This is a genomic window from Nonomuraea sp. NPDC049400 (assembly GCF_044466425.1).
Taxonomy (GTDB): Bacteria; Actinomycetota; Actinomycetes; order Streptosporangiales; family Streptosporangiaceae; genus Nonomuraea.
In genome coordinates, this window is sequence record NZ_JBITMP010000012.1 from 223,693 (window position 1) to 244,489 (window position 20,797).

The following is a 20,797-nucleotide window of genomic DNA, read 5'->3' on the forward strand; positions in this document are numbered from 1 at the left end:
ACCGCATGCCGTACGACTTCAGCTTCCCCTCGCCCTCGCCGCCCAGCACTACCTACTGGGACAAGATCGCCCATGACGGCGGGCGTCGACCACGTCCATCTGATTGACTGCTCCCCCGCCTCAGAACCCCTTTGCGCCGCAACGGGGTCCTGAAGGCGGGGGATTCCTGGCTCACGCTGCCTGACGGTCCTGCGGACTGTCGGGTCTTACGCGATCGGCACCAGCCGGGTTCAGACCAGCCCGGACCAGCATCACATGGGCGGAGTTCTTGTCCCGGGGCCGGGATGTTCCGCACGCGGTGCAGGTGTAGGTACGTTCGGAAAGAGGTAGTGCGTGCTTGGTTCTCGCTCCGCACGGTGCGCATTCGGTGGTGGTGTGCGCCGGGTGCACGAGCCGGACGTCCCGGCCGTGTTTGCGGCCCATCTCGATGAGGGCGCGCTTGGTGGCGCCGATGGCCGCGTCGGCGGCCTTGCGCGCCATGGTCGACTTGGCCAGGAACGTGGGTTTGAAGTCTTCCACCGCGAGCGTGTCATGGTCGCGCACGACGCGTTTGGCCCACTTGCGGCCGGTGTCTTCCCGCTGGCGGGCGACCTTCTTGTACTGCTTGGCGCGCAGCTTCTTCGCCTTGCGGTAGCCCTTGGAGCCGGGCTGCCCTTTGGCGGGCTTGCGGCGGGCCATCATCTTGTCGTACCGGCCCAGCCTGGCCTGGGCCTTCTTGCCGTACTCGGGGTGCGGCAGGTCATGGTCGTCGCTGGTGGTGGTCGCAGTCTCTGTCACGCCCCAGTCGATGCCGATCACCCGTCCCGTCTCCGGCAGCGGCTGCACCCGGGCGGGTACGACGAACGAGCAGTACCAGTGGCCCAGGCTGTCGCGGTACACCCGCACCGACGACGGCTCGCCGGGCAGGTCGCGCGACCACACCACGCTCAGCACAATCCCGCCCGCCAACTGCAGGCGACCGTCCTTGATACCGAACCCGCGCCGGGTGTAGTTCAGGCTCGGGTCGGCCAGGTCCTTCTTCTTCAAGCGCGGCATCCCGGCCCGCTGCCGCATCGGCAGACGTTCGGCGATGTCCTTCAACGCCTTGGCACGGGACCTGCCGAAATCCCGGATGATCTGCTGCTGAGGAACGCTGGAGCCCGCACGCAGCCACGGCGTGATCCGGCGGGCCTCGGTCAGCATCTTGTCGAGCTGGGCCGGGCCGCACGTCCGCCTGTCGCCCGGGTGGGCCCGGTTGTGCAGGTACACCTGCTTGGATTTGGCGACGCACTCGTTCCAGATCCACCGGCACCGGTCCCACTCGGCCAGCAGGGCGGCGCGGGCGCTGGACGACACCCGAAGCCGGTAGGTGTACCGGGCATGCCCGGCATCCTCGGCTACCCGCGGTGGCATCGTCATGATCGGCCAATCTATCGGGGAGGTACGACAAAATTGAGCGTTCATCGCGAGGTTGAAGCCCGATCGCCTTGGCGGCGATCCGGCTGTCCCTGTCTCGCTTCGCAGGAAGTCCCGATTCCTCCCGCCCCGAAGCTAAAGGACCGGGCTTCCTCCGGAGGTTTCGGTGACCGGGGCGGCGCGATCGTCGCGGACCTCGTCAGCCAGTGGCTCACCTCACGCCTCGACGACGCCGTTCGCGATCGGACAGCCCGGCTCGCCCCACCGGACTGAGGCGCGGTGACGTCCCGGGGGTCTGCGGTCACAGCGCCAGACGTCAGGGAGCGAAGGCTCGACGGTAGGCGGTGGGAGTGGTGGCGAAGGCTCGGTGGAAGTGCGCTCGCAGATTGGTGGCGGTGCCCAGCCCGGTACGCCGGGCGACTTCGTCGACGGTGATGTCGCCGTCCTCCAGCAGGGTGCAGGCGACGCGCAGACGCTGCTGGATCAACCAGGCTCGCGGACTCATGCCGAACCTGGTCTGGAAGTTGCGGTGCAGGGTGCGGGTGGACTGCATGCCCCTGCGGGCGAGATCGGTGACGGTGAGGGGCAGGTGCAGGTTGGCGCTCGCCCACGCGGTGACGTCGGCCAGCTCCGCGTCTTCGACGGACTCGCCGGACGGGATGAACTGCGCCTGACCGCCGGCCCGGTGCAGTGGTGTGACCATGTGACGGGCCCTCTGGACGGCCGCGGACTGACCGTGGTCACGGCCGACCATGTAGGGGCACAGGTCCAGACCGGCGGCCAGTCCCGCGCTGGTCAGCACCTGTCCCTCGTCGATGTACAGGGCATTCGCGTCGACGGCGACCACCAACCACGCGCGCGTACGACGAGATTCGGTCCTACGGTGTGGATGTCGTGGAGGAACGTGTCGTCGACGCCGGTGACCGCATCACTGCCGGCGCCCTCAGTGCCGGGCTGGATCTGGGCCTGTGGATCACTGAACGAGAGTTGGGTACGGCAACCGCCGACCGCGTTGCCACCGCCATCGGATACACGCGCACGGCCCGGGTCTTTCACTCACGAGGACGGTGACGAACCGCGGCAAGACGTACGAACGCGCATAGGACCTACGCGTACAGGGCTCGCGGTTCAGCCGGCAGACGTTCTCCCGCGGCCAGCAGATCGGCCAGCAGCCTCGGGAGCCCGAGAGGTCGCAGCGTCTCCGTGGCCTCGGCTGCGACAAGCTCCGCCAGGGACCACCATCGATGCTCGATGATCCCCTGCCGCTCCCCCGGCTCCAGGTGAGCGCGGCTGATGACCTCCGTGCCCCGAAACCGCGCCAGAAAGTGGCGCTCATGCACGTGCACCGGCTCGCCGCCCCACTGGACGTCCCCGTCGAGAGTCCACACACACGGCCCCCACTCGACGTCCGTCAGTCCGGTCTCCTCCAGCAGCTCCCGGCGGGCGGCTTGGCGGAAGTCCTCGCCTTCCTCCAAGCCCCCGCCAGGCGTCACCCAGAACAGCTCCCGGACGGGAGAGCCGGGGACGACGATGGCGCCGTCGTACCTGTGCTGGATCATCAGGATCCGCTCGTCCTGGTCCAGCAGCACGATCCGTGCGCCTCGTCGAATCCGCACCACTCTGACTCCGCCCGCCTTGATAGGGAAAACTCCCCATTTCATAGCGCAAATCATGAAAGTTTCACAGGCAGTCGAGCGAGCGGTTGATCGTTGGCCAGCGGCGATGCCGTCCGGCCCGATGGGTGGGCACAGCTCGCATTGACGCGGGGAAAGCGCTTTCCTACTGTGGCCGAGGTTTCATCGCCAGTGCCGTCGTACCGACACCATTGGAGAAGGATGATGCGCCTTAAAGCCGTTCTCGCGTGCGCCGGCCTGTCAGCCGGTGCGTTCGTCACCCTGTCACCACCCGCCGCGCATGCCGCGGCGACGCGGTATGAGGCGGAGAGCTCACCCGCTGTGTGCAGCGGAACCATTGACAGCAACTGGTCCGGATACTCGGGCAGTGGGTTCTGCAACGGCACCAACGCCGCCGGCGCCCAACCGGCACCCGGCCCGGCGGCATGGTCCGCACCGTACGGACGTCAGGACAGCGGCGGCTCGCGGGCTCAGCGGGGTTTGGCGAGCGACCACAGGGATGCCGCCATGAGGAGGGCCGTCAGCCCGCCACAGATCATCACGGTGGAGACCGAGAAGGCGTCGACCACGCGGCCGCCGAGGAACGCCCCGAGGGCGAAAGTCGCCTGGAACGAGGAGGTGAAGACGACCGTGGCGGCTTCGGGCGCGTGGGGTGCGGCGGTGATGAACGATGCCTGCGAGCAGACGGGCACGGCGCCGTAGGCGAGCCCCCAGACGATGAGCAGCACCACGGCGCCGGCGGTCGTCCCGCCGGCCGAGGGCAGCAGCAGGGTGGTGGCCGCGATCAGGCCGCCGCAGGTCACGAAGGCGCCTCGCAGGCGGGTGGCGGTGGCCTTGCCGGCCAGGAAGTTGCCGGCGATTCCGGCGATCCCGTACATCAGCAGGACGGCGCTGACGGCGGCGGGATGCAGGCCGGTGACGTCCTGGAGGAAAGGCGTGACGTAGGTGTAGGTGCCGAAGTGGGCCAGGACGATGAGAAAGGTGGCCAGCAGGGCGATCTTGCCGCCTCGGCTGCGCAGCAGATCGAGCAGGACGCGAGGGCTGGTGACCTGGTGGGCGGGCAGCCGCGGCAGCAGCATCAGCAGGGCCAGCAGGACCAGGAGAGCCAGCGCGGCCAGGACCAGGAAGGCGGTTCGCCAGCCGGTGAGCTGGCCGATGAAGGTCCCGGCCGGCACGCCGAGCACGGAGCCGAGCGGCACGGCGGAGAAGATCACCGCGGTGGCCGCGCCGACGGCCCGCGGCGGTACCAGGCGGCCGGCCAGCCCGGCCCCGATCGACCAGAAGCCGCCGATCGTGAGGCCGACGAGCACCCTGGAGGCCAGCATCACCCAGTAGGAGGTCGCCACGGCCGCCAGCACGTCGGCCACGGCGAGCACGGCCATGAGGACGCACAGCATCACGCGGCGGTCCAGGCGCGCGGTGGTCAGCGTGACGGCGGGCGCGGCGACCGCGGCGACGATGCCGGGCAGTGCCATGGTCAGCCCCGTGGTGCCGTCGGAGATGCCGAAGTCGGTTCCGATGGCGGTCAGCAGGCCGATGGGCAGGATCTCGCTGGTGACGATGGCGAAGATGCCCAGCATGAGCGAGATGACCGCGAGCCAGCTGATCAGTGGCGAACGTGATGAAGTGAGCGTGGTCGTTGACATGGTTCCCGTTCGGGCGAGAGCGCGTGATCTTTGGGAACCAGCCAAGCAGTGACGGGGCGACAGGCACCGGCAGGTTTCGGACCGTACCGTCGCTGGGACACCGGGCTCAGGCGCCCTGTGCGAGCATGATCCCCATGATCTGGGTGACGGCGTACCGCTTGATGCTGATCCTGGCCGCGGTGGTCGGCCTGGTCTACACGTGGCTGGCCCTGGCCGACCCGCTGAACCCGCTCGTGCTCTTCACCGTGCAGAGCAATCTGCTGCTCACGGCGTTCTACTCCTGGCAGGTGGCCGGCAGATGGCGCCTTCCCACCGAGCTCAAGGGGGCGGTGACGCTCTACATCGTGATCACTGGGCTGGTCTGGCACTTTCTGCGCATGCGCGGAGCCAACCCCTTCGAGCACCTCTCCCTTCACGGTCGCGGTCTGGGCAACTTCCTCCTCCACTACGTGACGCCCGTCATGGCGGTGATCGACTGGCTGTGCTTCGACCGGGTCGCTCCTCGGCCGAAATGGGCGGCCGCTCTCCGATGGTTGGTCTATCCGCTGGCCTATCTGGTCTTCGCCCTGGTCAGAGGCGCCCTGCTCCCTCCAGATGCGTGGAAGCGGTATCCCTATCCGTTTCTGGACGTGGACAAGTTCGGGTACGGCGGGGTGGCGCTCATGGCGCTGGCGCTGGCCGTCGGCTTCTTACTGCTCGGCTATGGGTTGATCGCCCTGCACCGCCTGGTCAACCGCGCCGGTCGTGCGCCTGCGGTCTCCACACCTTCACCCCCCGCCGACACCGCGGACCCTGCCGCTCCGGTGACGCGTTGAGATCCCGGGCAGGATCTCATGCGCGTGGCCGGCGCATCAGCAGCGCCGCGCCCAGCAGGAAGAACAGCCCCACTCCTGCGGCTGTGCCGCCCACGGCCACGTAGGACATGTCGATCGGCGGGTTGGTGGTCGGCGGGGCGACCGGTCCGCCCCCGAAGTACTCCTTCCCCTTGTACGGGGCCGCCGCGATCTTGGCGTCCTTGGCGGCGCCCGCCGCCTGCACCGCCTCCGCCGCGTCGATCAGCCCGAAGCCGAGGAACACGGTGTAGCCGGCCGGCGGCTTCTTGGCGGTCCGCACCAGGATGTCGCGTACCTGCCGGGGTGTCAGGTCGGGGTTGCGGGACAACATCAGTGCCGCGGTGCCCGCGGCGAGCGCGCAGGCGGGCGAGGTGCCGTCCCCGGTCCGGTAGCCGCCGCGGTTGTCGGCGGCGTAGATGTCCACGCCGGGTGCGGCGATCGTGTTGTACGTGTGCACCTGCGAGAAGTCCGCCCGCCGGCCGTTGGGCGCCATCGCCGCCACCCCGATCACTCCCGGGTACGCGGCCGGGTAGGAAACGACGTTGTTCGCGTCGACCTCCAGCGGATCGGTGGATCCGCCGTTGCCCGCGCTGGCCAGCAGGATGGCGCCCTTGCCGAGGGCGTAGTCGACGGCCGCGGCCGTGTCCTCACCGTAGTCGCTGCCGAGGCCCCACTCGTCGGTGCCGAGGGACATGGAGATCACCCGGGCGCCCTTGTCGACGGCGTACCGGATGCCCTTGGCCAGCGCGGTGGCTGCCTTGATGGTCTCCTTGTCGGCGGCGACGCGGCCGGACTTGGCGGCGGCCTCCGCGCGCTTGCGTGCCGGATCCTCCCGGTCCCAGATCACCCGAACCGAGAGCACCCGCGCCTGGGGGGCGACCCGCAGCACGCTGGAGGCCATGGCGGTGCCGTGCGCGCCCCAGTACGACTGCCCTGGCCGGGCTCCCCCGCCGATGAAGTCGGGGCCGTTCGTCACCCGTCCCCGGAACTCCGGATGGTTCTTCACGACCCCGGTGTCCAGGACCGCGACGGTGACTCCCTTGCCCTGTCCGAGCCGTTGCGCGGCGGGCACCTTCATGGCCCCCAGTTCCCAGCCCTGCGGCGTCCCGGCCAGGGCCGGGACGCCGGTGGTCGCGAACAGGCCGGCAACCAGTACGGCGGCGCAGGTCAGCCTGCGGATCATGCCCCCACCTTCCGGCTCTCGGCGTACAGCCGGGTGGCGAGGCTCTCCGCGAGCCCTCGGGCGGTGTACGCCCACGCCTCACGGTCCTCCTCCTGGTGGTAGGCCCTCTTGCCCCACGGTTCGGGCAGCCGTCCGGGCCTGCGGCCGTCCGCCGGCCCCGCGGTGACCGCCACGAAGATGGGCGCTTCCCCGACGAGGTCGCCGCCGCTCCCGGTGCGCGCGGAGTCATTCCACTGGGTGCCGGGCGCGGCGAGAGCGCGCACCGCGTGGTCCGGCTTCTCCTGCGCCTCACGGACGATGTCCGCCAGATCGAGGCCGGCCTTGGAGTCGCGGAAGGCGACCAGGGCCACGGTGGCGGCCGTCCCTCCGGTGTCGTCCACGTACGTGGCACGCATGGCCGCGACACAGCCCCGTTCGGCGGCGATCTTGGCCAGTTCGCCGGAGAGCGCCGCCCGGCAGGAGGTGTCGGAAGAGATGGCGGCCCTGGTCCAGCCGCGCTCGTCGTTCGGCGAGGAGTGTCCCTTGTCGGGGTGCTCCCGGCCGAGCTGCGGCGGCAACAGCTTCTCGGCGGGCACGTTGCGCCACAGTTCCCTGGAGTAGGCCGGGTTGTGGATGATCTGCTGGCTGTTGGAGTAGGCGTGCGCGATGAGCGCGCCACCGCCGAGCACGGCCAGCAGGCCGAAGCCCGCGACGACGAGCCCCACGGCGACCCGCCAGGCGCTGCGTCGGGGCCGCGTCGGGCCTGCCGGTGGCTGTGCGTGCTGGTACTGGTACTGGTGCTGGTGGAACCCGGCCTGCGGGTCCGGCACGGGCATCTGCCCTGGTGCGTACGGGTGGGGATGCCCGGAGGGCGGCTGAGGGGGATGGAACCCCGGCCCGGAGCCGGACGGGGGGTGCATCATCGTCTCTCCTGTCGTGCGAGCCGGCCGATCAGGGAACGGAGCACGGTTCCGTTTGAACCCCTCTGATCGATTTGCGCGTTCTGACCCTATCGGTCTGCCGCGCGGAACCGGGCCCACACCCGACGCTGTGGCCTACGTCTCAGCCCGCGGCCTTCTTGACGAGCGCGGCGATCCTTTCCTCGTCGGCGGCGGTCAAGCGCGTCAGAGCGAAGGCGGTCGGCCACATGGCGCCCTCGTCGAGGTTCGCCGGGTCGTTGAAGCCGAGCGTGGCGTACCTCGCCTTGAACTTCTGCGCGCTCTGGAAGAAACAGACGACCTTGCCGTCCCTGGCATACGCCGGCATCCCGTACCAGAGCTTCGGCGAGAGGGCCGGCGCACTGGCTTTGACGATCTCGTGGATCCGCTCGGCGAGGGCGCGGTCCTCCTCCTCCATCTCGGCGATCTTCGCAAGCACTTCGCTCTCCGCGTCCGGCTTGGCGGCACGCGCGCCGCGCCGCGTGGACGCCTTCAACTCCCGGGCGCGCTCCTTCATAGCGGCCCGTTCCTCTTCCGTGAATCCGTCGTACTTCTCGTCGGCTGCGCCGGTGGCCTTCGCGGACGTCTGCGTGCTCTTCATGACAAATTTCCTCTTTTACAATGCTTGATCAGGACAATCTCGGGCGATGGCGACTCAGTGCGTGGCCGCCAGCGACACAGCCTCCCACGCGAACCCGTCCGGGTCGGTGAAGGAGCCGGCATCGCTGCCGAGCATGAGCCGGTGCGAACCGGTGCCGTCCATGGGGACGCCGACATCCTTGGCAAGGGCACGGCGCCCGTACAGCGCCAGCTTGACCGGACTCGACGCGGAGGCGAACTCGACGTACTTGCGGCCGAAGCTCTTCGCCACGACGAGGCCGCGGTCGACGTAGAACCGCTTGCTCGCGGCCACGTCCGTGGCTCCCAGCAGGAGCACCATCTCGTCGAACTGCTGGGTGGCCGGCCCGGTGTCCTTCTTCTGCGACGTCGCGACCTTCCAGATCGTCCCGTCCGGGGCCTGTACGACGCCGCCGTAGCCCCAGAACGACTTGGCGGCAGGCTTCAGCGGCGTGGCGCCGGCGTCGAGGGCGGCGCCGACGAAGGCGTCGACGGTGGCCGGCTGGGACACCGTGAGCGACAGCGCGAAGCCGCGGAAGCCGGTCGCCGGCGCATCCGAGGCCCGCAGGCGCACGTGAGCGCTCAGACCGAAGGCGGTGTAGAAGCGGTCGGCGGCCGCGATGTCGGCCACCTCGAGGGTGAGGGACTGGATCGAAGTCATGGCCGTAACGCTAGTTGCGGCTGTTCGGCCGGCGCTTCTCGATTCCTGACCGGTCTCGTCACCCGCTCGCCACGCACGACGGCAGCCGCGCCGCCGCGCCCGCCGCGCGGCGCTGGTAGGCGCTGGGCGGCATGCCGACCAGCTCGGTGAAGCGGGTGCTGAACGCGCTCAGCGACGAGCAGCCGACCGCGGAGCACACCTCGGTGACGCTGAGGTCGCCACGACGCAGCAGCGCCATCGCGCGCTCGATGCGGCGTGTCATCAGATAGGCGTACGGCACCTCGCCGTAGGCGAGCCGGAACTGCCGGCTGAGGTGCCCGGCCGACATGTTCATGGTGCGGGCGAGGGCCTCGACGTCCAGCGGCAGCGCGTACTCCCGGTCGATCCGATCGCGGACGCGGCGAAGTCGCGCGAGATCGTTCAGGCGCTGGGCCGCGGCGAGTGCGCGCCCCCATGCGGGATGACACATGGGAGAACTCCTTTCGGTTGCCGGACGGCTCAGCGAAGCTCTTGGATGCGGACCAGGTTGCCCGCGGGATCGCGGAAGGCGCAGTCGCGGACGCCGTACGGCTGCTCCGTCGGCTCCTGGACGACCTCGGCGCCGCCGGCCTGCACCCGCTCGAAGGTGCCGTCGAGGTCGCGGGTGGCGAGCAGGATCCAGCCGTAGGTGCCCTTGGCCATCATCTCGGCGATGGTGCGGCGCTCGTCCTCGGTGATGCCGGGGTCGGCCGCCGGCGGCGCCAGAAGGATGGACGTGCCGGGCTGGTCGACCGGGCCGACCGTGATCCAGCGCATCTTGCCGTGACCGACGTCGCTGCGTACCTCGAAGCCGAGAGTGTCGCGGTAGAAGGCCAGGGCGGCGTCCGGGTCGTCATGCGGGAGGGAGCTCGTATGAATGGTGATGTCCATGGCCGTCACGTTATCTGGAGTTCCCTCCTCCAGGACCTAACCCGTCACCAGGGACTGGGACTTTCTGAGCGGCTCGAAAAGGGCGAAGTCCTGGTTGGTGAGGATGACGACGGTGTAGCCCTTGGCGGGGTACATGTCGATCTCCCCCCAGTAGCCCATGGTGCCGCCGTTGTGGCCGACGACGCGCACGCCGTTCAGCGTCCGGTCGCTGAAGCCGTAGGCGTACTTGCTGTCTTTACCGCGATCCTGCACCTTGCCCGCCAAGATGGTCTCCGTGAGCTTGGCGTCGAGGAGCCTGTGTCCCAGGAGCGCCTGGGAGAACCTGAACATGTCACCCACGGTGGAGATGGCTCCGCCTGCCGGCGTCGACCCGCTGGGCTGGTCGCCGACGTCACGCAACTCGCCCTCCGGTGCGGCGCCGCCGTCCGGCCTCGGTATGCCTATCCACCTTCCGCTCGCGTCGAACAGCGCATAGGGATGAGCCATGTGCGCGACCTTGGCAGGCGTGTACGCGCGGAAGAAGGTGTCGTTCATGCGCGCGGGCTTGAGGATGTGCCTGCGTACGTAGGACGCGTAGTCCTGCTTGCTGACGCGCTCGACGATCGCCCCCAGGACGATGAATCCGGCGCTGCTGTACTCCATCCGCGCGCCCGGCTCGAACTTCAGCGGCTGCTTGACGATCTCCTTCATCAGGTCGTCGATGTCGACCAGTCGTTTCCCGCCCTCCTGGAACGGCGCCTCGCCCATGCCGGAGGTATGTGTGAGCAGCTGATGAACGGTGACCTTGGCGGCGATCTCGCGTGGGAAACCCTCGACGTACTTGCCGATCGTGTCCTGGAAGGACAGTTCGCCCTTCTGGACGAGCTGAGCCACGGCGACACTGGTGATCATCTTGTTCATCGAGCCGATGCTGAACCTGGTCTCGGACGTGTTGGCCACTTTCTTGGCCGCGTCGGCCATGCCGTAACCCTTTTTCAGTATCGGCCGACCGTCCTTGGCCACCAGCACCGCCCCGGAGAACTTCCCGGCCGCGGCCAGCTCTTTCAGATATTCATGAAAGGCGCGCCAGTCGTCCCGCGCGGGGACAGCGACCGAGATATCCGCCTGCGCGACCGGGTGCCCGCCGGCGACCAACGCCACCAGAAGCGCCCCGCCGACAAAAGCCCTACGGCTGACAGTCATTCACATATTCCTTTCTGAGCCGCGTTTCACGGGGGACTGTATGCCACCGTCACGGCCGCCCCCCAACTGATTGACGAACGAGTTGATCGGATCCTGATGGAGTGTCACGATGAACATGCGCGTACGCCTGAGCTCGGCTGATCCCGGCGTGGTGGCCTTCGGCTGCTCACCGGCTCACGAGGCACTGCGCAGCCTGCATGTGCTGGGCGCGGTCAAGCAGCATCCGCTGCACATTTCCTGGGCGCTGAAAGCACGCGAGCGCATGGACGCCTTCCTCAAGGAGGAGGCCGATCAATTCGCTTTCTGGTGCCACGGCCGCCCGTTGGGTTTTCCGCAGATCTGGCGTACTGGCGAGGTGTCGTCGTGGCCGGAGCAATTGGCCGCGTTACGCGACGCGCCCGCCGCGCATTACGCCGAACAGCTGCTCGCCGGAACCCTGCAGACGAACGGGCGCGCTTTTCACGTCCGGCTGGAGGATTTCCACGCCGACCCTGCTTTGCCGGAACGGGCGATGAACGCCGTCCAGGCACGGCATCCTGCCTCGCTGCCTGTTCTGCGGGAGCTCATGGCCGATCCCGAGCGATCTCGCAACCGCTTCGCCGAGTTCCTGTCCGCGTATTGGGACGCCTGTCTCGCCCCGGAGTGGCCGTCGCTGGAGAGGTATCTGCTCGCCGACATCGCCCGCCGCAGCCGAGCCGGGTACCAGCGTGGCCTGGCGCCCATGCTGGATGGGCTCGAGCACCGGCTGCGCGTCGTGCAGGACGGGGACGAGGTGCTGATCGCGTCGGCGCGGTCCCGCGCCGACGCCGACGAGCTGGAGCTCACCCTCACCGAGCAGGACCAGCTCCTGCTCGTGCCTTCCCACTTCGCCTGGCCCCTGGTCGCCGTCGCCGGCCGGCGAGAGCGCCAGGCGGGCCGCGACCGGCAGACCGTACAGATCACCTATGCGCTGGACGCGATGCAGCGCAAGGCGCATCCGCCGGTCCCCTCGGAGGACCTGCTCAAGCTGCTCCGCGCCGCCGCCCACCCCACCCGGCTGCGGATACTCCAGCTCCTGGCCGGGCACCCGCGGTCCACCCGCGAGCTCGCCGGTCTGATCGGCCTCACCGAGGCGGCCATCTCCAAGCACCTGAAACTCCTGGCCGAGGCGGGCTGGGTGGAGCCCGAGCGGCACAGCTACTACGTCTACTACAGGCTGGTCCGCGGCACGCACGGCAGGCTCGCGAACGCTCTGGAGGGGCTGCTCAGCTGATTTCAGAAACCCCGGTGGCGAACGGGACATCGCTTGACCCCGGCTCGGAGCCCTCAGCATGATTGCCGAGGTGATCAACGGGGATCTCGACAATCAAAGGGCTGGTCATGGGAATTCAGGAAGGCGGCGGGGGCAAGCCGTCCGGGTTGAGGCTGGCCCCGTTGATCCTGCTCGTCACCACGGTGTTCGCCGGGCTCGGCTTATGCGCGTTCTCCCTGGGCGATGCGGGGGTGCGCCACGCCGTGGAGACCGCTCCGCCGCGGGCCGTCGGCGTCACGGTCGCCGTGGCGATCAACGCAGGGAACTTCGCCACGTATGACCGGGTCGTGCGGAAGCAGACCGCTCTGGCGTTCGGCGGCGTGCCCAGCGAGGTGACCACCTTGCTCCGCTCAGACGGCTACGCGATGCCGGGCCAGGAGAAGGTACGGTTACGGCCGCCGGAGCGGCTCAGGTTCGACAGTTTCGACGGGTTCCAACGGCATGCCCGGCTGATCTCAGGCTCCTGGCCGCGGTCGCGTACCGAGCCGGTCGAGGCGGCGATCTCACAGGCTGCCGCCTCGTCAAGCGGTCTCGAGACCGGGAAGACGTTCACCACGATCGGCCGCATCGACGCCGAACCGGTGCAGGTCAAGATCACCGGGGTGTTCGTGCCGGACGACCCGCTCAGCCCGCGCTGGGCCGGCGACCTGATGTTCGGCCGTGGCGTCGAGCGGGACGGCTACACGACCTACGGCCCGCTCATGGTGGATCAGGCCACCTTCCTCGACCACTTCGCCACGACGGTCAACGCCACCTGGACCGTCGTGCCGGACCTGCGCGGCATGTCGGTCGGGCAGTTGCGCGAGGCGGTCGCCCGGCTGGCGGACCTGCGGGAGCGGTTCAGGGCGAACGGCTGCCCCGACTGCACGCCTCTCAGCGCCCTGCCCGGCACGCTGGCGCGGCTGGAGGCCGCCTCGTCGGCGACCCGCTGGACGGTGCTCGGCCTGGCGGCGGTCCTGGCTCTGGCGCTGCTGCTCCTGCCCCGGCCCAGGGGAACGGGGTGGTGGCCGGGCACGGCGGCGGTGGTCGCGGGCTGCGCGGTCGCGGCGCCTTTCACGGCCCGCCTGCTGTTCTCCCTGGCCGACGCGGTGCCGTGGTGGCCGGCCTCGGGACTACGGCCGCCGACGGCCTTTGACGCGGGGTCGCTCCTGGCGGCGATCTCGATGGCGCTGCTCGCGGCCGTGTTTCTGCTGGTCGAGGTATCGAAGCCGGGCGTCCGGGTGCTCTCTGTGGCGAGCGCCGCCGCGGTGGCCGTGGTCGCGGTCTGCGGCGCCACGACCTGGCGTACGTCGCAGGCGGATCAGGCCGGCCACCAGGCCGGCGCGGACCTGCGGCTGACCGGCCCTCCGGCAGGAGGCAAGCCGGACGTCCTCGGCCGCGGCACCGCCTTCGCCGCCCTGCCCGGCGTCACCGCCGCCGTGCCCGGTCACCGCGACCGCATCGAGGTCGACCTCCGGTACAGCACCCTGCTCGGCATCGACGCCACCCGCCTCGCCGAGGTGATCCGCCTGCGACCCGACCTGTCGGACCGGACGGTTGCGCAAATGGCGGCCGCGATGGCCGCCGGCCGGCCGGAGATCGGCGCCATGCCGCTTCCCGGCGCCCCTCGTACGCTCACCGTCGAGGTGGAGGCGCCCGCCGACCCTCCGCGGCTGCGCGTGGTGGTCTCCGACGCACTCGGGGTCTGGCACGACCTGCCCGTCGCACCGCTGCGCCAGGGCGCCACGAAGGTGGACGTGGACCTCGCCGTCCTGGCCGGCCAGGACGGGAAGATCTCCTACCCGCTTTCCGTCCGTGGTTTCCTGGGGGACTCGATCGACGACTCCCCCCATGTGGTCACCGTGACCGCGCTGCGCGCCGACGGCCGGGAGGTGGCCCTGCCGGCGGGTCAGCGCTGGTCGGAAGGCGTGGAGGGCGGCACGGGGCTGTTCTCGCTCAAGGTGCGGGCCGCCGCGGCCGTCGTGCGGCCCGTACCTGTGGGCGCCGCCGCTGACCGGCCGCTGCCCATCGTGCTCACGCCCGAGCTGGCCGCCTCCGCGAAGCTCACCACGGGCCGGACCGGCTCCATCGCGCTGGGCCGTCAGCGGGTCCAGGTCCAGCTCGTCGGGGTCGTCAAGCGCATGCCCGGCATCCCGCTCGACCAGGCCGGCGCCCTCGTCGACCTGCCGTCCTTGCAGGCGTGGAACCTGGCCGCGGCACGTCCGCCGCTGCCCGCCGCCGACTGGTGGCTCGCCACCGGCGACAGGGACCGGGTCCGCACAGCAGTGGCCAGATCCGGCTGGGACGTCACGGTGATCGACCCGCTGGATCTGGTGGCTCCGCCGCCTGGCCTGCTGCCCGAAGCGCTCGGTCTGGGACTGGTGACCGCGCTCGGCCTCCTGCTCGGCTCCGCCGCCACGGCCCGCCGGCGGTCCTTGTGGCACGCCGCCGGCGGCACGGTGCTCGGGCTGGGGTTGGGGCTGGGGCTCTGCTACGCCGCCGTGCCCTGGCTCGTACGCGCCTGGCAGGGCGGGACCGCCACGCCGAACGTCGCGCTGGAGCTGCCATGGCCCGCGGTCGTCGCGCTGCCGGTGCTGTACGCGGCCGTCACCGCCGTCGCGCACCTGATCCGCGGACGGACGGATCCGCCGCCGCCGGCGCCTTAAGGACGATCGCCTGACGAGGCTTACTGCACCGCCCGCCACGGCTCCGATCCTTCGGCGCGGATCATGCGCCGAAGATGGTCGAGAAAGACGAGGGTCGCCGGATGCGTGGGAGTGCGTGGTCCGGGTGATGGACGTGGCCGTCCTCCGACCGGAGGACGGCCGGACACCACCCGCGCCCGGCGGCCGGTCAGACCGAGCGGCCCTGCTCGGCGCGACTGACGCGGAGCGCGTCGACGGCGATGGCAATCAGGATCATCGCGCCGCCGATCATCTGGATGTAATAGGCGGACACGTTGACGAGCTGCAGCCCGACCTGGATGACGCTGATCAGCAACGCCCCGCCCAGCATTCCCGAGACGCGCGCCCGGCCGCCGGTGAGCGAGACGCCGCCGATGACCGGGGCGGCCACCGCGTACAGCAGGAGGCTGTTGCCGACGGTGACGTTGACGCCGCCCAGATAGGTCGAGGAGAGGAAGCCGGCGACGCCGCCGAGTGTTCCGGCGGCCAGGAAGGCGCTGAGCCGGACCCTGCGGACCGCGATCCCGGCGACGGTCGACGCCGCGAGGCTGCCGCCGGTCGCGTACAGGTTGCGGCCCCACTGTGTGCTCCGCAGGAGGACCGCGACCACCGCGAAGGCCAGCAGCAGCGCGACCGGCATGAGTGGCCAGTCGCCGATGGTCGCGCTGCCGAGGTAGCCGTAGGTCTCGTCGTTGATGACCAGGGTCCGCGCCTTGGTCAGCGCGAGCACCGCGCCCTGCAGGAACAGGCCCATGGCCAGCGTGGTGATGAGCGAGTTCATTCGCAGCAGGGCCACGAAGACGCCGTTGACGAGTCCGATCAGCGCACCGGTGGCGATGACGCAGACGATCGCCAGGATTCCCGGGACGTGCAGGTGCTGCATGAGCAGCGCGCCGACCATGCCGCTGAAGGCGAGGTTGCCGGTGACTGACAGGTCGATCTCGCCGATCAGCAGCGCGAAGGACACCGCCAGCACGAGCAGGCCGAGCGGCGTCGCCTGGATGAGGATGTTCTGCAGGTTCGCCGTGGTCAGGAAGAACGCGTTGAACAGCCCGGTGACCAGACTGAAGACGATGATCAGCGCCCAGACGATGTTGTCGAGGCCGAACTTGAGCAGGCTGAAATCAGCGTGCCGTGGCACGCGTATCGTCTTCTCGGCGTCCGCTGTCTGGGTCATCGGTCACTCTCCAATGTGTTGTGCGGTCGCGACAGCGGACACGGTCAAGTCGTCGCCGGTGAGCTCCCCGGTGATCGAACCGCCGGCGAACAGGACGGCGCGGTCAACCAGACGCGCCGTCTCGTCGGGGTCATACGCCCGCAGGATCACGGCCACACCGTTCTCCGTCGCCTGGTCGACGAGCCGGTGGATCTCCTCCTTGGCGGCGACGTCGACGCCCACGGTCGGCTCGTCCAGGACGAGCACCTTCGGGTCGCGCGTCAGCAGGCGGCCGAGCAGCACCTTCTGCTGGTTGCCGCCGCTGAGCTGGCGGATCTCCTGCCGCGGTCCCGTCATCGCCACCGACATCGCCTGCCGGATCCGCTCGGACCGCACGGCCATCCGGCCGGTGTCCAGGAACCGGTACTGGCGGCGGGGCCAGTTGCCGAGATGGATGTTGTCGGCGATGGACATCTGGGCTGCGACGCCCTCGCCGATCCGGTCGTGGGTGAGGTAGCCGATGCCCGCGTCGAGGCTGGTCCGCGGCCGGCTCAGGTCGACGGCGCGTCCGCCCATCCGTACCTCGCCGCCGGTGGCGGGCGTGAGCCCGGCGAGCACCCGCAGCAGTTCCTGGGCACCCGACCCGGGCAGGCCCACCAGGCCGACGATCTCGCCGGCGCGTACGGTGAGATCGATCGGCCCGCAGTCTCCGTACCGCAGGCCCCGGATGCTGAGCAGTTCGTCGCCGTCCAGACGGCGACGGCGGCGGAACTCGGTGACGTCCTCGCCGCTGATCAGCGTGGACAGCCGTGCGGCGGTGAGACTCTCCATGGTGCCGCCCGCGACCACCCGGCCGTCCCGCAGGACCGTGTACTCGGTGCAGAGCTGGCGCACCTCGTCGTTGTGGTGGGAGATGTACACGAAGGTGCGGCCCTGGTCGGCGAGACTCCGCACCCACCGCATGAGGTCACGGCGTTCCTTGAGGGTCAGCCCCGTGGTGGGCTCGTCGAGGATGACCAGCCGGCCGTTGCCGGTCAGTGCCTTCACGATGCTGAGCCGGCGTCGCTCGCTGAGCGACAGGTCACCGGCGAGGCGGCGGGGCGGGATGCGCAGCTCGTGCTCGTCCAGGATCTCGCCCGCGCGGTCGAGGGCGGTACGCCAGTCGACCAGCCCTCGCCGCCACGGCAGCGCGCCAAGCAGCAGGTTTTCTGCCACGCTCAGGTCGGCGAGCACCTCGGAGTGCTGGTCGAGCAGCCGGATCCCGTGCCGCTGCTGCGCGGCGGCGGACTCGTGCGTGACGTCCCGGCCGTCGAACGTGAGCGTACCGTGGTCGGGCCGGATCACCCCTGCGATGACTCCCGCCAGGGTGGACTTGCCCGCGCCGTTCTTGCCGAGCAGGCCGTGGATCGCCCCGCGGTTGATGGTCACGGTGACGTCGTCGAGCGCGCGCGAGGCGCCGTAGACCTTGGTGATTCCACCTGCGACCAGCAGTGGCGTGGAGATCACGACTGGGTCTCCTTGAGCTTCCACTGGTCGGTGACGATGTTCGCCCAGTGGCGGGGGTCGCGGGAGTTCTCCTTGGTGACGAAGTACGGCGGGATCGTCATCATCGGGCCGGAGGGGCTCTTGGCGATCGTCGCCTTCTCCCAGAAGTAGTTCTTGTTCTGGTACGGGCCCAGCGGCACGGCCTCGCCCTTGACCGCGTACTTCTCCAGCAGTTCCATGCAGATCTGCACGTATGCGATCGGATCCTGGGAGATGTCCGCGTCGAGCTGCCCGTCGCGGATCCACTCGTGCGCGGTCGGCGAGCCGTCGATGCTGGTCAGGACGATGTGCTTGGGGTCGCCGACGGGGAACAGCCGGCTCTGCGACTGCATCGCCTTGTGCGCGTCCGGCAGGAAGATGTCGGTGGGCACGTGGATGGCGTCGAGTGCCGGATATTCGCGCAAGGTGGTGTTCACCACGGAGAGCGCCTGCGCGTGGTCGTTGTTCTGCGGGCGGGAGACGATTTGGATCTGGGGGTACTTGGACTTCAGTGTCTCTTCGAACCCCTCCTTGCGGTCACGGAGCGCGACGGCGGTCAGGCTGCCGTAGGCGTTGAGCACCGTGCCCTTCGCCGAGCCGTTCCTCGCGATGAGCAGTTCGGCGGTCTTCTCCGCGGCCATGACGCCGGCCTGGCGGTTGTCGAACGTCACCGAGATGTCGACGTCGCCACCTGTCAGCGGCGTGTCCACCATGCCGATGGGGATCTTCTTGGTCTTCGCCGTCCGGGTGAGCGGGACGAGGACCTCGGAGTCCAGTGCGTCCGATATGAGGTATCGAGGCTTCTGCAAGAAGAGGCTGTTCCAGTCGTTGACCTGGGCCGAGGAGTCGCCGTTGGCGTTCTTGCCGACGAAGTCGAGTCCGAGCCTGGTCGCCTCGCGCTTCACCGTTTCCTGGAGGACCACGAAGAAGAAGAACGACAGGTAACCGGTCTCCCAGGCGACGGTCTTGCTTGAGGCGGACTCACTCGTCGACGAGCACGCGCCGAGCAACGGGGCGGCCGCGAGTCCGGTGAAACCCAGTGCTCCGGTCTTGAGTAGGTGTCGGCGGGAGACGGCGGGGGTGAGGGACATGGCGAAGCCTCCTGCAGATAGTTCACAGGTTTTGATGTTAAAAACTCATCCCTGGAGTTAGATTGTTAACACAGAAGACCTTCCCGTGAGAAGATCCCGCAATGAGATCGTGCTCATCAGAGGGGGAAGACACCCGCTCCGACACCCTCCGCGAGCATCAAAGACCCCGTCTGAGCAGCAGATTTTCAATCAGGTACGAGGTCGGCCGCACCTCGGAGGCGAGCCGGAGCGTGTGTGAGCGCGATCTTGATGAGTTAACAGTGAACATGTTAATTTCTGCCTCACCGTTGCCCCCACGGACGGAGACGCGTGATGGCACTTGCTCCCGACACCAGACGGCTCATCGATCGGCTCGGCAAGGGGACGCCCTTCCCGGAGCTCGGCCCCGCGAAGGCCCGCACGGAGTACCGCGCCAGGATCCGCGAACTCGCCGGACCCGGCCCCGCCCAGGTCTGCCCCGCCGAGGACACCGAGCTGGCCGGGGTGCCGGTACGCGTCTACCGCCCGCTCGGCGTGACCGGCCCGACGGCACCCGGCGTCGTGTTCCTGCACGGGGGCGGTTGGGTCATCGGCGACCTCGACACCCACGACCTGCATGCCCGGGCCCTCGCCGTGGCCGCGAACGCCGTCGTCGTCTCGGTCGGCTACCGGCGCGCCCCCGAACACCCCTATCCGGTCCCGCTCGACGACTGCTGGGCGGTCACGGAGCACGTCGCGCAGCACGCCACCACCCTGGGCATCGACCCCGCGCAGCTGGCCGTCGCGGGTGACAGCGCCGGCGGGAATCTCGCCGCGGCCGTTGCGTTGCGCGCCCGCGACGCCGCGGTGCCGTTGCGCGCGCAGCTGCTCGTCTATCCGGTCACCGATCCGACCATGAGCACCACGTCGTACACGACGTACGCCGACGACCACTACCTCACCGCCGACGCGATGCGCTGGTTCATCGACGCGTACCTGCCCGACCTGGCCACCAGGACGCTGCCGCTCGCCGCGCCGCTGCACGCGCCGGACCTCGCCGGTCTCCCTCCGGCCATCGTGGTGACGGCCGAGTTCGACCCGCTGCGCGACGAGGGCGCCGCCTACGCCGACCGGCTGCGCGCGGCGGGCGTGCCGACGACGGAGATCAGCGTACCGACCGTCCACGGCTTTCTCGAGTTCGTGCACGAGATTCCGGCCGCGCTGCGGGCGAGGGACAATATTCTCCGCGAGTTCGCCGCCCTCATCCGAGCAGATCGGGGGTGAGCGTTAACAACGAGGACGAACCTGCGTTCGGCCGTAACTGACCCAGCGTGGAGGAACACGGCATGACCAGCCGTAACGGCCGGCAGTGGAGGCAGCACGCGATCGGCGAGTTCATCCTGACGCAGGGCTCGGGGACGGCGGCCGATCTCGCCGAACGGTTCAAGGTCAGCCTGATGACGATCCACCGGGACCTGGACGAGCTCGAGCGGCAAGGGCTGGTCCGCAGGTTCCGCGGCGGGGTCACGGCGCAGCGCTCGGGCGTCTTCGAGAGCAGCATCGCGTACCGCAGGAAGTCCATGCAGGCCGAGAAGAACGCCATCGCGGAGAAGGCGGTGGAACTGGTCGAGCCGGGGATGTCGATAATGCTCGACGACTCGACGACGGCCCTGGCACTCGCCGGACGCCTCGAGAAGATCACTCCGCTGACCGTGGTCACGAACTTCCTGGACGGGCTCAACCTGCTGTCGACCGTGCGCGGGATCCGGCTGGTCGCGCTGGGCGGTGACTACGACGCGCTGCACAATTCGTTTCTCGGCGTCTCGTGTGTCAACGACATCGCGGACATACGTGTCGACCTCTGTTTCGTGTCCACATCCGCGGTCTCCGGCGGCCGCGCCTACCACCAGGAGCCGCACATCGTGCTCATCAAGCGCGCGATGCTGCAGAGTGCGGAACGCAACGTCCTCCTGGTCGATCACAGCAAGCTCGGCCGCATCGCGCTGCACAAGGTGGCTCTGCTGACCGACTTCGAACGGGTGATCACGGACGACGGCGCACCGCCCGACGCCCTGGCCGACCTCGACCACCACAAGGTCGCATATGACGTGGCCGTCCGCTGACGCGCGATCGCAA

The 20,797-nt window shown here is 69.3% G+C and carries 19 protein-coding genes and 1 pseudogene; 6 read left to right on the forward strand and 14 right to left on the reverse strand.

The genetic code is table 11. The annotated features are described in order from the left end of the window. Positions 1-171 precede the first annotated feature (171 nt). Together ACIBVN_RS21235 and ACIBVN_RS21240 are read right to left on the reverse strand one after the other, a co-directional pair. The gene (locus ACIBVN_RS21235) at positions 172-1,398 is read right to left on the reverse strand and encodes an RNA-guided endonuclease InsQ/TnpB family protein (protein WP_397138793.1); all 1,227 of its coding nucleotides are present in this window, start codon (positions 1,396-1,398) and stop codon (positions 172-174) included. Between the two features lie 313 nt (positions 1,399-1,711). Further along, complete coding sequence (locus ACIBVN_RS21240; protein ID WP_397138926.1) at positions 1,712-2,242, reverse strand: GlxA family transcriptional regulator; 531 nt, start codon at positions 2,240-2,242, stop codon at positions 1,712-1,714. Positions 2,243-2,289: 47 nt separating this feature from the next. On the opposite strand from ACIBVN_RS21240, the gene ACIBVN_RS21245 reads away from it, so the two are divergent. Beyond that, the gene (locus ACIBVN_RS21245) at positions 2,290-2,466 is read left to right on the forward strand and encodes a hypothetical protein (RefSeq protein ID WP_397138795.1); all 177 of its coding nucleotides are present in this window, start codon (positions 2,290-2,292) and stop codon (positions 2,464-2,466) included. Positions 2,467-2,501: 35 nt separating this feature from the next. Here the strand turns inward: ACIBVN_RS21245 and ACIBVN_RS21250 are convergent, their stop codons facing one another. Then, on the reverse strand, positions 2,502-3,011 hold the full coding sequence (locus ACIBVN_RS21250; protein ID WP_397138797.1) for an NUDIX hydrolase: 510 nt from the start codon (positions 3,009-3,011) through the stop codon (positions 2,502-2,504). A 488-nt stretch (positions 3,012-3,499) separates the two neighbouring features. Beyond that, positions 3,500-4,675, reverse strand: coding sequence for an MFS transporter (locus ACIBVN_RS21255; protein WP_397138799.1), 1,176 nt, complete (start codon positions 4,673-4,675; stop codon positions 3,500-3,502). Positions 4,676-4,809: 134 nt separating this feature from the next. Between ACIBVN_RS21255 and ACIBVN_RS21260 the strand changes: the two genes are divergently transcribed. After that, positions 4,810-5,490, forward strand: a complete 681-nt coding sequence (locus ACIBVN_RS21260; protein WP_397138801.1) for a Pr6Pr family membrane protein — start codon at positions 4,810-4,812, stop codon at positions 5,488-5,490. 16 nt (positions 5,491-5,506) lie between these two features. Here ACIBVN_RS21260 and ACIBVN_RS21265 read toward each other — a convergent pair whose 3' ends face one another. The 7 genes and pseudogenes from ACIBVN_RS21265 to ACIBVN_RS21295 all read right to left on the reverse strand — a co-directional run bounded on the left by ACIBVN_RS21265 (position 5,507) and on the right by ACIBVN_RS21295 (position 10,978). Then, positions 5,507-6,691, reverse strand: a complete 1,185-nt coding sequence (locus ACIBVN_RS21265; protein ID WP_397138803.1) for a S8 family serine peptidase — start codon at positions 6,689-6,691, stop codon at positions 5,507-5,509. Next, positions 6,688-7,593 carry a hypothetical protein gene (locus tag ACIBVN_RS21270; protein ID WP_397138805.1) on the reverse strand — a complete coding sequence of 302 codons (906 nt, stop codon included), beginning with the start codon at positions 7,591-7,593 and terminating at the stop codon, positions 6,688-6,690. Before ACIBVN_RS21270 ends, ACIBVN_RS21265 begins: the two co-directional genes overlap by 4 nt. A gap of 139 nt (positions 7,594-7,732) precedes the next feature. Continuing rightward, positions 7,733-8,209, reverse strand: coding sequence for an iron chaperone (locus ACIBVN_RS21275; RefSeq protein WP_397138807.1), 477 nt, complete (start codon positions 8,207-8,209; stop codon positions 7,733-7,735). 54 nt (positions 8,210-8,263) lie between these two features. Then, a complete protein-coding gene (locus ACIBVN_RS21280) occupies positions 8,264-8,887 on the reverse strand; it encodes a glyoxalase (RefSeq protein ID WP_397138809.1) in 624 nt (207 codons plus the stop codon). Then, a pseudogene (locus tag ACIBVN_RS21285) lies at positions 8,884-9,356 on the reverse strand (helix-turn-helix transcriptional regulator). The gene ACIBVN_RS21280 and the pseudogene ACIBVN_RS21285 overlap by 4 nt, the downstream one beginning before the upstream one ends. A gap of 29 nt (positions 9,357-9,385) precedes the next feature. Then, positions 9,386-9,796: a VOC family protein gene (locus ACIBVN_RS21290; protein ID WP_397138811.1), complete on the reverse strand. Its 411-nt coding sequence runs from the start codon at positions 9,794-9,796 to the stop codon at positions 9,386-9,388. 36 nt (positions 9,797-9,832) lie between these two features. Beyond that, positions 9,833-10,978 carry a serine hydrolase domain-containing protein gene (locus ACIBVN_RS21295; RefSeq protein ID WP_397138813.1) on the reverse strand — a complete coding sequence of 382 codons (1,146 nt, stop codon included), beginning with the start codon at positions 10,976-10,978 and terminating at the stop codon, positions 9,833-9,835. Positions 10,979-11,087: 109 nt separating this feature from the next. On the opposite strand from ACIBVN_RS21295, the gene ACIBVN_RS21300 reads away from it, so the two are divergent. Further along, positions 11,088-12,230, forward strand: a complete 1,143-nt coding sequence (locus ACIBVN_RS21300) for a DUF5937 family protein (RefSeq protein WP_397138815.1) — start codon at positions 11,088-11,090, stop codon at positions 12,228-12,230. A 107-nt stretch (positions 12,231-12,337) separates the two neighbouring features. Continuing rightward, positions 12,338-14,914 (forward strand): hypothetical protein, encoded by a 2,577-nt coding sequence (locus ACIBVN_RS21305; protein ID WP_397138817.1) that lies wholly within the window; start codon positions 12,338-12,340, stop codon positions 14,912-14,914. A gap of 187 nt (positions 14,915-15,101) precedes the next feature. Here the strand turns inward: ACIBVN_RS21305 and ACIBVN_RS21310 are convergent, their stop codons facing one another. Genes ACIBVN_RS21310 through ACIBVN_RS21320 form a run of 3 tightly spaced genes read right to left on the reverse strand, consistent with a single transcriptional unit; the run spans position 15,102 to position 18,703 of the window. Then, positions 15,102-16,109, reverse strand: coding sequence for an ABC transporter permease (locus ACIBVN_RS21310; RefSeq protein ID WP_397138819.1), 1,008 nt, complete (start codon positions 16,107-16,109; stop codon positions 15,102-15,104). A gap of 3 nt (positions 16,110-16,112) precedes the next feature. Then, complete coding sequence (locus ACIBVN_RS21315; RefSeq protein WP_397138821.1) at positions 16,113-17,594, reverse strand: sugar ABC transporter ATP-binding protein; 1,482 nt, start codon at positions 17,592-17,594, stop codon at positions 16,113-16,115. Beyond that, the gene (locus ACIBVN_RS21320) at positions 17,591-18,703 is read right to left on the reverse strand and encodes a sugar ABC transporter substrate-binding protein (RefSeq protein WP_397138823.1); all 1,113 of its coding nucleotides are present in this window, start codon (positions 18,701-18,703) and stop codon (positions 17,591-17,593) included. Before ACIBVN_RS21320 ends, ACIBVN_RS21315 begins: the two co-directional genes overlap by 4 nt. A gap of 312 nt (positions 18,704-19,015) precedes the next feature. Between ACIBVN_RS21320 and ACIBVN_RS21325 the strand changes: the two genes are divergently transcribed. Then, positions 19,016-19,945, forward strand: a complete 930-nt coding sequence (locus ACIBVN_RS21325) for an alpha/beta hydrolase (protein ID WP_397138825.1) — start codon at positions 19,016-19,018, stop codon at positions 19,943-19,945. A 62-nt stretch (positions 19,946-20,007) separates the two neighbouring features. After that, positions 20,008-20,784, forward strand: coding sequence for a DeoR/GlpR family DNA-binding transcription regulator (locus tag ACIBVN_RS21330; RefSeq protein ID WP_397138827.1), 777 nt, complete (start codon positions 20,008-20,010; stop codon positions 20,782-20,784). Positions 20,785-20,797 lie beyond the last annotated feature (13 nt).